The organism is Fuscibacter oryzae (assembly GCF_016765795.1).
Taxonomy (GTDB): Bacteria; Pseudomonadota; Alphaproteobacteria; order Rhodobacterales; family Rhodobacteraceae; genus Fuscibacter; species Fuscibacter oryzae.
The window spans coordinates 189,009-202,179 of sequence record NZ_JAESVP010000005.1 but is presented as its reverse complement, the minus strand read 5'-3'; the positions used below and the strand labels follow the sequence as shown (position 1 = coordinate 202,179).

Annotated in this window: 17 protein-coding genes; 6 read left to right on the top strand and 11 right to left on the bottom strand. The window is 63.5% G+C overall.

Annotated elements, in window-relative coordinates; translation table 11 throughout:
- Window positions 1-30 precede the first annotated feature (30 nt).
- The 3 genes from JI744_RS11440 to JI744_RS11430 form a co-directional block, all read right to left on the bottom strand.
- Window positions 31-1,608: a 2-isopropylmalate synthase gene (locus JI744_RS11440; protein WP_202660949.1), complete on the bottom strand. Its 1,578-nt coding sequence runs from the start codon at window positions 1,606-1,608 to the stop codon at window positions 31-33.
- Between the two features lie 415 nt (window positions 1,609-2,023).
- Window positions 2,024-2,521: a MarR family winged helix-turn-helix transcriptional regulator gene (locus tag JI744_RS11435; RefSeq protein WP_202660947.1), complete on the bottom strand. Its 498-nt coding sequence runs from the start codon at window positions 2,519-2,521 to the stop codon at window positions 2,024-2,026.
- Window positions 2,522-2,593: 72 nt separating this feature from the next.
- Window positions 2,594-2,863: an FAD assembly factor SdhE gene (locus tag JI744_RS11430; protein WP_202660945.1), complete on the bottom strand. Its 270-nt coding sequence runs from the start codon at window positions 2,861-2,863 to the stop codon at window positions 2,594-2,596.
- Window positions 2,864-2,929: 66 nt separating this feature from the next.
- Here JI744_RS11430 and JI744_RS11425 point away from each other — a divergent pair, with 66 nt between their 5' ends.
- Together JI744_RS11425 and JI744_RS11420 are read left to right on the top strand one after the other, a co-directional pair.
- Window positions 2,930-4,132: a pyridoxal phosphate-dependent aminotransferase gene (locus JI744_RS11425; protein ID WP_202660943.1), complete on the top strand. Its 1,203-nt coding sequence runs from the start codon at window positions 2,930-2,932 to the stop codon at window positions 4,130-4,132.
- A 9-nt stretch (window positions 4,133-4,141) separates the two neighbouring features.
- The gene (locus JI744_RS11420; RefSeq protein WP_202660941.1) at window positions 4,142-4,567 is read left to right on the top strand and encodes a hypothetical protein; all 426 of its coding nucleotides are present in this window, start codon (window positions 4,142-4,144) and stop codon (window positions 4,565-4,567) included.
- A 216-nt stretch (window positions 4,568-4,783) separates the two neighbouring features.
- On the opposite strand, the gene JI744_RS11415 is transcribed toward JI744_RS11420, so the two are convergent.
- The 4 genes from JI744_RS11415 to JI744_RS11400 all read right to left on the bottom strand — a co-directional run bounded on the left by JI744_RS11415 (window position 4,784) and on the right by JI744_RS11400 (window position 7,635).
- Window positions 4,784-5,317: an adenine phosphoribosyltransferase gene (locus JI744_RS11415; RefSeq protein WP_202660939.1), complete on the bottom strand. Its 534-nt coding sequence runs from the start codon at window positions 5,315-5,317 to the stop codon at window positions 4,784-4,786.
- A gap of 6 nt (window positions 5,318-5,323) precedes the next feature.
- Window positions 5,324-5,989: a DUF2927 domain-containing protein gene (locus tag JI744_RS11410; protein WP_202660937.1), complete on the bottom strand. Its 666-nt coding sequence runs from the start codon at window positions 5,987-5,989 to the stop codon at window positions 5,324-5,326.
- Between the two features lie 3 nt (window positions 5,990-5,992).
- A complete protein-coding gene (locus tag JI744_RS11405; protein ID WP_202660935.1) occupies window positions 5,993-6,859 on the bottom strand; it encodes an S-methyl-5'-thioadenosine phosphorylase in 867 nt (288 codons plus the stop codon).
- 200 nt (window positions 6,860-7,059) lie between these two features.
- Window positions 7,060-7,635, bottom strand: coding sequence for a flavin reductase family protein (locus tag JI744_RS11400; protein ID WP_202660933.1), 576 nt, complete (start codon window positions 7,633-7,635; stop codon window positions 7,060-7,062).
- An 88-nt stretch (window positions 7,636-7,723) separates the two neighbouring features.
- Between JI744_RS11400 and JI744_RS11395 the strand changes: the two genes are divergently transcribed.
- Together JI744_RS11395 and JI744_RS11390 are read left to right on the top strand one after the other, a co-directional pair.
- Complete coding sequence (locus JI744_RS11395; protein ID WP_202660931.1) at window positions 7,724-8,221, top strand: GNAT family N-acetyltransferase; 498 nt, start codon at window positions 7,724-7,726, stop codon at window positions 8,219-8,221.
- A 40-nt stretch (window positions 8,222-8,261) separates the two neighbouring features.
- Entirely contained in the window at window positions 8,262-9,011 is a 750-nt protein-coding gene (locus JI744_RS11390; RefSeq protein ID WP_202660929.1) for an EcsC family protein, read from the top strand.
- 11 nt (window positions 9,012-9,022) lie between these two features.
- Here the strand turns inward: JI744_RS11390 and JI744_RS11385 are convergent, their stop codons facing one another.
- The 4 genes from JI744_RS11385 to ftsY are packed head-to-tail and all read right to left on the bottom strand — an operon-like array spanning window position 9,023 to window position 11,593.
- Window positions 9,023-9,637 carry an inner membrane-spanning protein YciB gene (locus JI744_RS11385; RefSeq protein WP_202660927.1) on the bottom strand — a complete coding sequence of 205 codons (615 nt, stop codon included), beginning with the start codon at window positions 9,635-9,637 and terminating at the stop codon, window positions 9,023-9,025.
- A gap of 38 nt (window positions 9,638-9,675) precedes the next feature.
- The gene (locus JI744_RS11380; RefSeq protein ID WP_202660925.1) at window positions 9,676-9,840 is read right to left on the bottom strand and encodes a hypothetical protein; all 165 of its coding nucleotides are present in this window, start codon (window positions 9,838-9,840) and stop codon (window positions 9,676-9,678) included.
- 15 nt (window positions 9,841-9,855) lie between these two features.
- Window positions 9,856-10,599, bottom strand: a complete 744-nt coding sequence (locus tag JI744_RS11375) for a hypothetical protein (RefSeq protein ID WP_202660923.1) — start codon at window positions 10,597-10,599, stop codon at window positions 9,856-9,858.
- Window positions 10,600-10,603: 4 nt separating this feature from the next.
- Complete coding sequence (gene ftsY / locus JI744_RS11370; RefSeq protein WP_202660921.1) at window positions 10,604-11,593, bottom strand: signal recognition particle-docking protein FtsY; 990 nt, start codon at window positions 11,591-11,593, stop codon at window positions 10,604-10,606.
- 147 nt (window positions 11,594-11,740) lie between these two features.
- Between ftsY and JI744_RS11365 the strand changes: the two genes are divergently transcribed.
- Window positions 11,741-12,736, top strand: a complete 996-nt coding sequence (locus JI744_RS11365) for an alkane 1-monooxygenase (protein ID WP_202660918.1) — start codon at window positions 11,741-11,743, stop codon at window positions 12,734-12,736.
- The gene (locus tag JI744_RS11360; RefSeq protein ID WP_202660916.1) at window positions 12,733-13,143 is read left to right on the top strand and encodes a hypothetical protein; all 411 of its coding nucleotides are present in this window, start codon (window positions 12,733-12,735) and stop codon (window positions 13,141-13,143) included. The genes JI744_RS11365 and JI744_RS11360 overlap by 4 nt, the downstream gene beginning before the upstream one ends.
- Window positions 13,144-13,171 lie beyond the last annotated feature (28 nt).

The following is a 13,171-nucleotide window of genomic DNA, read 5'->3' as shown; positions in this document are numbered from 1 at the left end:
TCGAACTTTCCGCCGCAGAAGCGAGCCTGATCAGCCCGCATCCTTGTAGTTTACCGACTTTACATCATCCCCAGGCGCAGTTTTGGTCCGCCGGACGATCAGCCTGTTCAACGCGTTCACGTAAGCTTTAACACTCGCCACGATGGTATCGGTGTCGGCGGAGGACCCGGTGACAAGCCGCCCGTCCTCTTCCAGACGCACCGAAACCGTGGCCTGCGCGTCGGTGCCTTCGGTCACGGCGGCCACCTGATAGACCTGCAACCGCGCCTTGTGCGGGAACAGCATCTTGACGCAGTTGAACGCCGCATCGACCGGGCCGTCACCGGTAGCGTCGATGTGATGGTCAACGCCATCAATGGTCAGCACCATGTCCGCCTCTTGCGGGCCCTCGGTGCCACAGATGACCCGCAGCTTTTTCAGAACCAGCGTGTCATGGGCGTCGTTGGTCTGTTCATCCGCAACCAGCGCGATCAGGTCTTCGTCATAGACCTCTTTCTTGCGGTCGGCCAAAGCCTTGAACCGCACGAAGACGTCGTTCAACTGGTTGTCGGCCAGATCGACCCCCAGTTCCTTCAGCTTCGCCCGCAGCGCGGCGCGGCCCGAATGCTTGCCCATCGCGATGTTCTTTTCATTCAGCCCGATATCGGCGGGCCGCATGATCTCGAACGTCTCCACATTCTTCAGCACGCCATCCTGGTGGATGCCGCTTTCGTGCAGGAACGCGTTCTTGCCGACAATCGCTTTGTTCGGCTGCACCACGAACCCCGAAACCGTGGAAACCCGGCGCGACAGGTGCATGATCTTGGTGGTGTCGATGCCGGTACTATAGGGCAGGATGTCATTCCTGACCCGCAGCGCCATAACCACCTCTTCCAGCGCGGTATTGCCCGCCCGCTCGCCCAGGCCGTTGATGGTGCATTCAATCTGACGCGCGCCCGCCTCCACCGCCGCAAGGCTGTTCGCCGTCGCCATGCCCAGATCGTTGTGGCAATGGGTGGCAAAGATGATGTTGTCGGCCCCCGGAACCCGTTCCAGCAGCATGGAGATCAGCTTGGCGCTTTCGAACGGATAGGTATAGCCTACCGTATCGGGAATGTTGATCGTGGTGGCGCCCGCCTTGATCGCAATTTCGACCACCCGGCACAGATAATCATGCTCGGTCCGCGTCGCATCCATCGGCGACCATTGCACATTGTCGCACAGGTTCCGTGCATGGGTCACGGTTTCATGGATGCGTTCCGCCATCTGGTCCATATCCAGATTGGGAATGGCCCGATGCAGCGGCGAGGTGCCGATGAAGGTGTGGATGCGCGGCGACTTGGCGTGCTTCACCGCCTCCCAGCAGCGGTCGATATCCTTGAAATTCGCCCGCGCCAGCCCGCAGATGGTTGAATTTTTCGCGTGCCTGGAAATCTCGGATACGGCGGCGAAATCGCCTTCGCTGGCAATCGGAAAACCCGCCTCGATGATATCGACGCCCATTTCATCCAGCAGGCCGGCAATTTCCAGCTTTTCCTGATGGGTCATGGTTGCGCCGGGAGATTGCTCTCCATCGCGCAAGGTGGTGTCGAAAATCAGAACGCGGGGCTGCGAGGTCTTGTCGGTCATGTCAGAATTCCTTGGGGTTTCTTAGCTTTCAGTCCAGGGCGCTGGTCACCTCCGAGCGGTCGCGCCCAAGGGCACGCTCAGAGGCAGCTAAGAAGAAGCAGCGACAGGCCAACAGAAATCGCAGCAGGGGCACCGCAAGCGGCTCCCGGAGCATTGGCGATATGTTGGTCCATGGTCATGGGGCCGGACTATACGAAGGAAATTGGCCAAGGGAAGGGGGTATCAGCAGAATTTGCGCCCGCCCAGCCACCAATCAGACGTCGCTCCATAACTAAACGCCCTAACTGCGGCCGCGCCATGGCTCGTAGCGTAGCCCGTGCCAGCCGGCCCGCCTCGCCTCCAGTTCACATTGGCACAAATATCCATGGGGTGCGGGGGTGTGAAACCCCCGCTGCACCGCTTCAACCCGCGCGGCCTAGTAGATATATCGGATCTGGTCGGTCCAATACCGCTCGATCCGGCGCAGTGCCTGGTTCATGCCGTCCATCGCCTCATTGTCAACAAGGCCGCGCTTCATCAGCCCCTCGGCGTGACGACCGAACAGATCGGCCAGCATCCCCCGCACCCGTCGCCCCTTTTCGGTCAATCGCACCCGCACCGACCGGCGATCCACCTCGGACCGCTGGTGGTGCATATAGCCCAGCTCGACCAGTTTCTTCAGGTTGTAGCTGACGTTCGATCCTTGGTAATAGCCGCGCGATTTCAACTCACCCGCGGTCACCTCGTTCTCGCCGATATTGAACAGCAGCAGCGCCTGAACCGAGTTGATTTCCAGCACCCCCAGCCGCTCGAATTCGTCCTTGATCACGTCCAGAAGCAGGCGATGCAGGCGTTCGACCAGCGCAAGGTTGTCAAGATAGGCCGCCATCAGGGCCTTTTCGGTTCCATCAAGCAGGGGGGCGTGGATCGTCATGGGGCACTCCGCAAAAGGCAGATTTCGGCCAGTTTGCGGGGGATTCGGAAAGATTGCGTAAATTTCCGCAGTTTAGTTCCGCGTCAGGCGGGCCTTGGCAAAGGTGGAAATTTCGGCCAGCAGCGACGCCAGACTTGCGGGCGGCTCTGCCTGACCCAAGACCCAAGGCAGCAAATCCTGATCATTCTCGTCCAGCAGCGCGTCATAGGTGACCAGCGTCGCCTCATCCATTCCGGCCAGCCGGGCATCGGCAAAGGGGCCAAGCACCATGTCCATTTCCTTGGTGCCACGCCGCCAGGACCGCATCGTTATCCGCTTCAGCCGTGCCTCTGCCGTCTCCATCGCCTTCTCCCTTGCCCCACGCTCGCCTGCGGCCTAGAAACCCGGCAAAACCAGCCGGAGCGTGCCATGGCCTTCTTGTCCGATACCCTTGCCCGTGTCAAACCCTCGCCCACCATCGCGGTGACAACCAAGGCGGCAGAGCTGAAGGCGGCGGGCCGCGATGTGATCGGCCTTGGCGCGGGCGAGCCGGATTTCGACACGCCGGAAAACATTCGTGAGGCGGCAAAGCGCGCGATCGATCAGGGCAAGACCCGCTATACCGCCGTCGATGGCATCCCCGAACTGAAAAAGGCGATCTGCGAAAAGTTCGCCCGCGAAAACGGCCTGACCTATGCGCCGAACCAGATCACCGTTGGCACCGGCGGCAAGCAGATCCTCTACAACGCGCTGATGGCGACCTGTAACCCCGGTGATGAGGTGATCATTCCCGCGCCCTATTGGGTCAGCTATCCCGATATGGTTCTGCTGGCGGGCGGCACCCCGGTTCCGGTGGTGGCCACCATCGAGACCGATTTCAAGCTGACCCCGGCGCAGCTTGAGACCGCCATCACGCCGAAAACCAAATGGTTCATCTTCAACAGCCCGTCAAACCCGACCGGTGCGGGCTATACCCGCGCCGAGCTGCGGGCGCTGTGCGATGTGCTGCTGCGCCATCCGCAGGTCTGGATCATGTCGGATGACATGTATGAGCATCTGGTGTTCGACGATTTCGAATTCACTACCCCGGCCCAGATCGAACCCGCGCTTTATAACCGCACGCTGACCTGCAACGGGGTGTCGAAAAGCTATGCGATGACCGGCTGGCGCATCGGCTATGCCGGTGGTCCCGCCCATCTGATCAAGGCGATGGGCACGATTCAGTCGCAATCGACATCGAACCCCTGTTCGGTCAGCCAGTATGCAGCGCTTGAGGCGCTGACGGGGACGCAGGATTTCCTTGCCCCCAACCGCAAGCTGTTCCAGCGCCGCCGCGATCTGGTGGTGTCGATGCTGAACGCAGCCCCCGGCGTGACCTGCCCCAAGCCGGAGGGCGCGTTCTACGTTTACCCCGACATTTCGGGCTGCATCGGCAAGACCAGCGCGGGCGGGGCGAAGATCACCGATGACGAGGCCTTTGCCTCGGCCCTCCTGGAAGAAACCGGGGTGGCGGTGGTGTTCGGCGCGGCCTTCGGCCTTTCGCCAAACTTCCGCGTCAGCTACGCTACGTCGGAAACCGTGCTGGAAGAGGCGTGCAAGCGCATCCAGAGCTTCTGCGCCGGTCTGAAGTAAGGGGCACCGATGCCGGGCGATCTGCCGGATTACTATTTCCGCATCCGCGAGAACGGCGCGGCGGTGTTTCGGGTCGATACCGAAAACCGCCAGCGCCGGATCGAGCTGGAAGAGATTGCCACCGTCAACGTCAAGAACGGCAACATCAAGCCGCATGGCGACCGCAAGCTGACGGCGGCGGAGCAGGTCGTGATCCGCGATTGGCTGACCGACCGCCAGCGCGTGCTGGCGGACCGCGACGTCGATGACATTTTGCGCGCGGTGGATCATCTGAACCTGACGGCGCAATGGGCGCAATCGCGCGCAACGGATGATCAGTTGCAGGCGGTCACCGATGCTCTGCTGCTGGCAATGCATGATCTGCGCAGCACCCTTGTGCGGCGCAAGGCCGAACGGCTGATGCGGGGCGAGGCTGCGCGAGAGGCGGGCGAATAGCCCCCGACCCTATTTGCGCCGCCGCCCGAAACGGGCGCTTTCATCCCCGCGTAGGTTGGTCGGCCCCTGAAAGCCCCAAAAACACGCCCCACAGCAGGGCTGCGGGGCGTGCGGTTTTTGGGGTGTGTTGGGTGGTGTGTTGTGCAAGCAACTGCCCGGTTCGCACCGGGCATCGCCACAGTTACGCCGATTCTCTGAATGCGCGGTTAACGACGATCACAGCCCTTCAAATTCGCACAGGGCATGAACCTGCATCCCCAACGCCTCCAGCTTTTTGCGCCCGCCCAGATCGGGCAGATCGACCACAAAGGCGCAAGCAACCACCTCGGCCCCCAGCCGCTCGATCAGCTTGATCCCGGCCTCGGCGGTGCCGCCGGTGGCCAGCAGATCATCGACCAGCAGCACCTTTTCGCCGGGCTGCATCGCATCGTCATGCACCTCGACCACCGCCTCGCCATATTCCAGCGTATAGGCCTGCGAAATCGTCTGGCCGGGCAGCTTGCCCTTCTTGCGGATCGGGACAAACCCGGTGGAAAGCTGATGCGCGACAGCACCCCCCAGAATGAAGCCTCGCGCCTCCAGCCCGACCACCTTGTCGATCCGCACGCCGACATAAGGGGCCAGCAACTGGTCAACGCACATCCGAAACCCGCGCGGATCGGCGAACAGCGTGGTCACATCGCGGAACAAGATCCCCTCATGCGGGAAATCGACGATGGTGCGGATATAGTCTTTGACGGTCTTTTTCATCGGCGATCACTCCGGCGGATAATGGCGGCGCAGGGCCATGCGGTCCTGGCCGTCGATTGTGGTGGTGACATTGCTGTCCTGCGCCAGAATGGAACGCCCGTCGTACCAGGAATTGTCCAGATCGAACAGGAAGCCCAGGCTTTGAAACAGCTCTTCCAGCATGACAGAGGGCAAATCTTCACGGCTGATATCGGCGGCAATCAGGATAGAGCCTTCGGTGGCGCGGTTGCGGTCGGTCTGCCACACCTGCATGAAGCCGACGCCAATCTGTTGCCCGTCAGTCATGCGGGGGATGCGGCGAGTTTCGTCCCCCTCGTGCAGTGCGGCGGGGATGATCAGGATGTCTGCGCTCCAACGGTGGTCGTTACGGGTCAGCGTCACTCCCGCGCCCGCTGTGTTGATCTGGGCGATGGCGGCGTTCAGGGCATCATCAAGCTGGGGCAGCAGCGCCTTGGGGAATCCCGGCTGTGGGCGGCGCAGCGCGATGGTCAGCCGGGGTTTGACCCAGAACATCGGGTCACGCTGACAGTCGCCGCCAACCGGGGCGCCACAGGTCGCCATACGGTAAAAATCGTCATCCGACAGCCTGCCGGAAGAGGGCACGCCATCATCGGCCCGCCCCGACAAGGGCAAAGCCAGCAGGGCCAACGCCAAGGGCCAGACCCGCCGCATCCCCTATAGCACGCGGCCCGCGACGACCGACAGCGCCGCCACCAGATCAGGGTCGCGCTTGTCGGGGGCGGTCATCACGGCATGGGTCAGCGCGCGGTCGCAGCCATGGGGGCAGGGCGCGCGATCTGGCCCAAGCAGCGCGGGCAGGGCGGCCACCAGCGCCCGGGCATGGCCTGCATTGGCCGTCAGCGTGGCGATGACCTGCGCCACATCCACCGCGCCATGGTCTTCGTGCCAGCAATCGTAATCGGTGACCATGGCGACCGAGGCATAGCAAAGCTCTGCCTCGCGGGCCAGTTTCGCCTCTGGCATGCCGGTCATGCCGATCACATCCGCCCCCCATTGCCGGTAAAGGCGGCTTTCGGCCAGGGTGGAAAACTGCGGCCCCTCCATCGCCAGATAGGTCGCCCCCTGATGCACCTTGACCCCGGCCTGACGTGCCGCATCGGCCGCCGCCGCGCCCAAGCGGGGGCAGGTGGGGTGGGCCACGCTGACATGGGCCGCGCAGCCCGGCCCGAAGAACGACTTTTCGCGCGCGATGGTGCGGTCGATGTATTGGTCAACGATCACGAAATCGCCGGGGGCGAAATCTTCGCGCAAGCTGCCCACGGCCGAAACGGCGACCACATCGGTCACGCCCAGACTTTTGAGCGCATGGATATTGGCGCGATAGGGCACCGAGCTGGGCGAATGCACATGCCCGCGGCCATGGCGGGGCAGGAAGGCGATGGGAATGCCGTGCAGCCGGCCCACCAGCACCTCATCCGAGGGCTTGCCCCAGGGGGTGGGCACCTTGACCCAGCTTGCGCCCTCCAACCCCTCAATCTGATAGACGCCAGAGCCGCCGATGACGCCGATCATGGTCTGCATGGGGTGGCCTTTCCTGCTGCGATTGCACGGAAGATTAGGGGCTGGGCAGGCCAAGGGGAAGGGCGGATTTCACCTGTAGGATTTTATATAAGCACATGAAATTTATATGAATATCTATCAACAAAACTCTTATGCCGTCGCACGGTTGTTTCGTGCCGGGTTGGTGTGCGCAAAGCAGCCACCCTATGCCCGGGCCGTCGTCAGTCGGGCCGGGTCATCTGCACCAGCTTGTTCACCACGACATAATCGCGGTAGCCCAAGCGTCCGACGGGGTGAAAGCGGGTCACGTCGAACCGGCCCCCCACCACGCAATCATCGCGCAGGTGGATGCCCGTCACCTCGCCCACGATCAGCGTATTCTCATCACCCTTAAGCGTCAGGCTGTGCAGCACGCGGCATTCCAGTGTGGCAGGCGCTCCGGCCACACGCGGGCAGGGAATGGTTTCGCATTCAGCCTTGGCCACCCCGGCAAGGGCAAATTCATCCACCCCCCGCGCGACGCTGGCCGAGCTGGCGTTCATCGCCGCCATTGCCGCCTGTTCCACGATGTTGACCGCGAACACTCCGCTTTCGCGCGCGTTCATCACCGTGTCACCGGGATCGCCTGAAAACATCACCTGCGGCGGGTCATAGGAGACGAGATTGAAGAAGGAATAGGGGGCAAGATTGTCGCCCGCCGCCGCCCGGCTGGAAATCCACGCGATCGGGCGGGGGGCGACAATGGCGGCCAGCGGCGAATGGGGCAGGCCATGACCGTCGGCGGGGCGATAGAACATCGGGACACTCCTGTTTGATCCTGAACTATCTGCATGTTAGGGGCGAAACCAGATGATTCCGGCATCGCGGAATTGGGGGGCTTGGGCTGTGTATCAGCTTGAAGAAGAAACCGAGGCCGACTGGTGGGAGGTTGAGGCGCTTTATGACCTGTGCTTTGCACCGGGGCGGACGGCGCTGTCTTCTTACCGCCTGCGCGACGGGGTGCCGACGGTGGCGGCGCTGTGCCTGATCTTGCGTGATGACGATGGCACGCTGGCCGCCGCGATCCGCTATTGGCCCGCCGAGGTGGGCGGACAGGACATTCTGCTGCTGGGGCCTGTGGCGGTGCATCCGACGCGCCAGGGCGAGGGCCTGGGCGCGCTGCTGATGAACGAAAGCATTGCCGAAGCGCGCCGTCTGGGGTGGGAGCGGGTGATGCTGGTGGGCGATGCGCCCTATTATCGCCGGTTTGGCTTTACAAAGCTGGAGGGGGTAGAGATGCCACCCCCCACCAACCCTGATCGCGTTTTGGGGCTGGAGCTGAAGGCAGGCGCCTGGAAGGGTGTGACCGGCAAGGTAACGAAAGCCACCGGCAGTCTGGCTTAGACGTCTTGCGAAACAGGGTCGTGGCCCTGATATTCTTGGCATGACCCTTTTGCCCGCCTTGCCCGCCCCCGACCTTGACCGAGAGATCGCCGATCTGGCCCGCGCACTGCGCCGGGCAAATGGCCCCGTCATGTCCTTGGTCAACCGGCTGGGGGGCGGGATTGAAAAGCAGCTTTCCGCCCTGCCGCCGCGCCTGCGCGACGAGATAGAGCGGATCAGTGCGGCCAGCCTGTCGGCGGCGTTCGGCGCGAGCGGGGTTGTACCCAGGCTGGGGCGGCGTGGCACGCTGGCGGCGGCCATCGCCTCTGGCGCGGCAGGAGGGGCGGGGGGGCTTGTCACCTCGGTCGCGGAACTGCCGGTGACGATCGCGGTGATGCTGAAGGCGATCCGCGAGGAGGCCGAGGCGGCAGGGTTCGATCCCAGCGAAGAGGCGGTGCGCGCGGCCTGTATCGAGGTGTTTGCGGCAGGCTCGCCCCTGGCCGACGACGACGGTGTGGACACCAGCTTTTTGTCGGCACGCCTCACTCTGACCGGGCCGGCACTGCAAAAACTGATCGCAACGGTGGCGCCCCGGCTGGCGGTGGCGATGGGCCAAAAGCTGGCGGCGCAGGCGGTGCCGGTGCTGGGGGCTGTCAGTGGTGCTGCGCTGAACGCGGCTTATCTGCGGTATTACCGCGAGATGGCGCGCATCCGCTTTGCGCTGATGCGGCTGACGGTGCAGCACGGCGCCGAGGCGGTGATGATGCGCTTTGCCAGCGCGACGGAAAAGCCCCGGATTAGCAAGGCTTAGGATGCGCGATCTCACGCACCTTTATTGTCCTTGGCCTCTTCGATCCCGTATTTTTCGAACACCTTGCCTTGGGTCATCATGAAGGCAAAGATCGCAGCCGTCAGGCCAAAGGTTTTGAAGTTCACCCAGGCCTCGGTGGACAACAGACGCCAGACCGCCTCATTCGCCACCGCCAGCACGAAGAAAAAGGCGGCAAGGCGGCGGGTCAGGATCATCCAGCCTTCGGGCTGCATCGGCAGCGCCTCTGACATCACAAGGCTGAGATAGCTTTTGCCACGCAAAAGCCCCCAGCCCAAAATGCCGCCAAAGGCGAGGTAGAGGAGCGTCGGTTTCATCTTGATGAAGCGTTCGTCGTTCAGCCAGATTGACAGGCCCCCCATCACCACAACCAGCACCAGCGTAAGAAGCTGCATCTTCGATAATTCGCCCGTCAGCGCCCAGAGGATGCCGGTGGTCACAATGATCAGCGCGACAAAGGCGGCGGTGGTGACGATAAAGCCAGAATAATCGGCGCTACCGATATGGAACGTCTGCCCCTTCAGCCGCCCGAACAGCAAGAAGAACAAGAGGACCGGGCCAAGCTCTAGCACCAGTTTCAGGATAGGGTTGATTTTGCGGCTGGTCATGTTCGCCCCTTTGCCCATGTTGCGCCCTGCTTGCCCGATCAGCCGCCGGGCGTCCAGCGGATCGTGGCTTTGGACCCCGACAGAAGGCGGAACACATCCTGCGGGGTGGCATCGCCAAGCGCGCCCAGCAGGATGAAACTGGCCGGGACCAGCCCGTTCGGTGCATCGACATGCAGGTCCAGCCGCCCCGCAGCGTCCGGCATGGCGGCGACAAAGGCCTACAGTGCTGCGGCGCTTTCGGCATCAACCACGCCCGGCGGCAGATCGGGCAGGGCGGCGGCCAGCAAGGTTTGCGCGGATGTGACCGGATCAGGCGGCGGATGGGCGGTGGTGGCCTTGGCGTCGGGCGGATTGCGCTTGGGCAGGGCCGCGACAAAAGCCGCAAGGTCGGTGCTGTCCAGCGAGATATCCAGCGCCGTCACCTTTGCCGTCAACAGCCGGGGCCCCAGCGTCTCCAGATCGCCCTCTCTCAGCCCCGCCACATCGGCGCGCAGGGCAATGCGGTTGCCTGCGCCGGTGGTCAGGTAAAACTGACCGATCTCCATCGTCTGGCTGGCAGCGTCCCAGCGAAAACTGGCCCCGCCATCGACACGGGTTTTCGCGACCTTGAACCAGCCGCCGCCACCGGCCTTGGCCGGACCATCGCCCAGATAAATATCAAGCAGGTCAAACTCGGCCGCGACGGGCATCTGGCCTTGCGTCACAGCCTGCGCCCCCTCTGCCCGCCAGCGCAACCGTCGCGCGCCGGCCTTGTCAACGCCAAGGTCGCGCATCTCGCAGGCGCCGTCGTCTGCGACAAAGGGGCCATCGCCGATCTTCTTTCCAGTGTCCTGAGGGCCGATCAGCGTGGCAATCGTGCCCCATGTGCTGCGGCACTCATCACCCGTCATCTTTGCCGTGCCAATGTCTGCGACTGCACGAGCAGCAACCAGCAGCAGAGTCACAAGGCAAATCGCCCTCATGCAGTTATTCCAGCCCGACAAGGGCGCGGGCAAATTCATCGGGGTCAAAGGGGGAAAGGTCGTCAATCTGTTCGCCCACGCCAATCGCATGGATCGGCAGGCCGAATTTATCGGCCAGCGACACCAGCACTCCGCCCTTGGCTGTGCCGTCGAGCTTGGTCATCACCAAGCCCGAGACATCAGCGATCTTGCGGAAAATCTCGACCTGCGCGACAGCATTCTGGCCGGTGGTGGCATCCAGCACCAGAATCGTGTTGTGCGGCGCGGTCGGGTCTTTCTTGCGGATGACGCGGACGATCTTGGCCAGTTCCTCCATCAGATCCTGTCGGTTCTGCAAGCGGCCTGCGGTGTCGATCATCAGCAGGTCGGCCCCGTCCTGTTGCGCCTGCGTCAGCGCATCAAAGGCAAGGCTGGCGGGGTCCGACCCTTCGGGCGCGGTCAGCACCGGCACCCCGGCGCGGTTGCCCCAGACCTGCAACTGTTCCACCGCCGCCGCGCGGAAGGTATCGCCCGCTGCGATCACCACCTTTTTGCCCGCCGCCTTGAACTGGCTGGCCAGCTTGCCAATGGTGGTGGTCTTGCCAGAGCCGTTGACGCCCACCACCAGCACGACTTGCGGCTTTTGCGGATAAAGCGGCAGAGGCCGGGCCACTGGCCCCATGATGCGGGCAATCTCATCAGCCAAGGCCTGACGCAGTTCGGCGGTGGAGATGCGCTTGCCAAACCGCCCCTCGGCGATGTTCGCCGTCACACGGGCGGCGGTATCAACACCCATGTCGGACTGGATCAGCACATCCTCCAGCCGTTCCAGCATCTCGTCATCCAGCACACGGCGGGCCTCGCCCTCTTGGCCAAGGATGCGACCCAGAAGGCCGTGTTTCTCTTCGGTCGGCTCTGGGCTGTCGGGTGTTTCGGTGACCAGCGCATCCAGCCCCTCGGCCAGCTTGTCGGACGAGCGGAACATCCGGTCGCGGAGTTTCTTGAAAAAGGACATGCGCGGCACCCTGTCTGGACCCTTCTTCACCTAAGGCTTTCGGCACAAAAGGGGAAGGGGCCGGGGCATACTGGTCTTTGGCGCTGCGCGTGCTAAGATGGGGCGTGTGATTTTTCCGGGTGCCAGTTGATGCAACGATCCCTTCCCATGGCGGTATTCGCCGTTGCGGCGCTGATGCCCCTTGGGCTTCTGGCCATTGGCATCGCACAAGGCGGCCTGTGGGTGGCGGGCGCGCTGGCCTATATGACCGTGCTCGCGGCAGTTCTTGACCAGATCAAGGGCCTGTTTTCGGGCGCCGCACCAGAGGGGGCAGAGTTTCCAGCCGCAGATGCCCTGCTTGTGGCGGTGGGAGCCGGGGCCGTGCTGCTGCTGCCCGCGGCTGTCTGGGCCGTGGCGGGGACAAGTGGGCTTTCCCCCTTGGCGCGGGGCGCAGTGTTTCTGGGCGCTGGCCTGTGGCTGGGGCAGGTGGCGCACCCGGCTGCACACGAGCTGATCCATCGCGGCAACCGGGGGCTGTTCGGGCTGGGGGTGGCGGTTTACGGGCTGCTCGGGTTTGGTCACCACGCCTCGGCCCACCGCCTGGTGCATCATCGCCATGTGGCGACGGCGCGTGACCCCAATTCGGCGCGCAAGGGCGAGGGGTTCTATCGGTTCTTTCTGCGGGCCTGGGGCGGGTCGTTTCTGGCGGGCTGGCGGGCGGAATGCGCGCTGCGCGGCGGGGGGCTGATGCCCTATGCCGGGTATTTCGGGTTTGCGATGGCGGCTTTGGCCCTGGGCTGTGGAATTGCCGGCTGGAAGGGGGCTGCTGTCTGGGCGGCGTTGGGGCTGCATGTGCAGGTGCAGATATTGCTGTCGGATTATGTGCAGCACTATGGGCTGGTTCGGGCCGAGGGGCGGGGCGTGCCGGTGACGCTGGCCCATAGCTGGAATGCGCCGCACTGGTTTTCATCGGCCTTCATGCTGAACGCGCCGCGCCATTCCGACCACCACACCCACCCCTCTCGTCCCTATCCGGCGCTGCGGTTGCCCGAAGAGGCACCGTTGCTGCCCTGGCCCCTGCCGCTGGCCTGCACGATTGCGCTGGTGCCGCCTTTATGGCACCGCCGGATCGGGCCGCATCTGGCACTGTGGAGGCAGGAATGAAGCGGCTGGTTCTGAAGGTGGCGTTCTGCGCGGGGCTGCTGTGCGCCGGTGTGGCGTATGCCGATCAGCCGATCGGCGGCGCGCGTTTTGGCGCGCTGGTCACCGGGCGCACACTGTCCTGGGGTGATGGCAGTAATCTTTACGGCCAAGAGCAGTATCTGCCCGATGGCCGGGTCAAATGGCTGGTGGCGGATGGCAGTTGCAAGCTGGGCCATTGGTGGGAAGAAGCGCCGGGCCTGATCTGCTTTGCCTATGACGATGGCGGTGCCCCGGCCTGCTGGCGCTTCTTTGAAGGCGCGGCCGGGCTGAAGGCGCAATCTGCCGAGGACAGCACCGGGTTTCTGTGGTCCGAGATTGGCAACAGCGACCAGCCGCTGGCCTGCACCGGGCCGATGGTCGGGGTTTAGGTTTTCGGCTATTCGGCGCGGGTGAGTT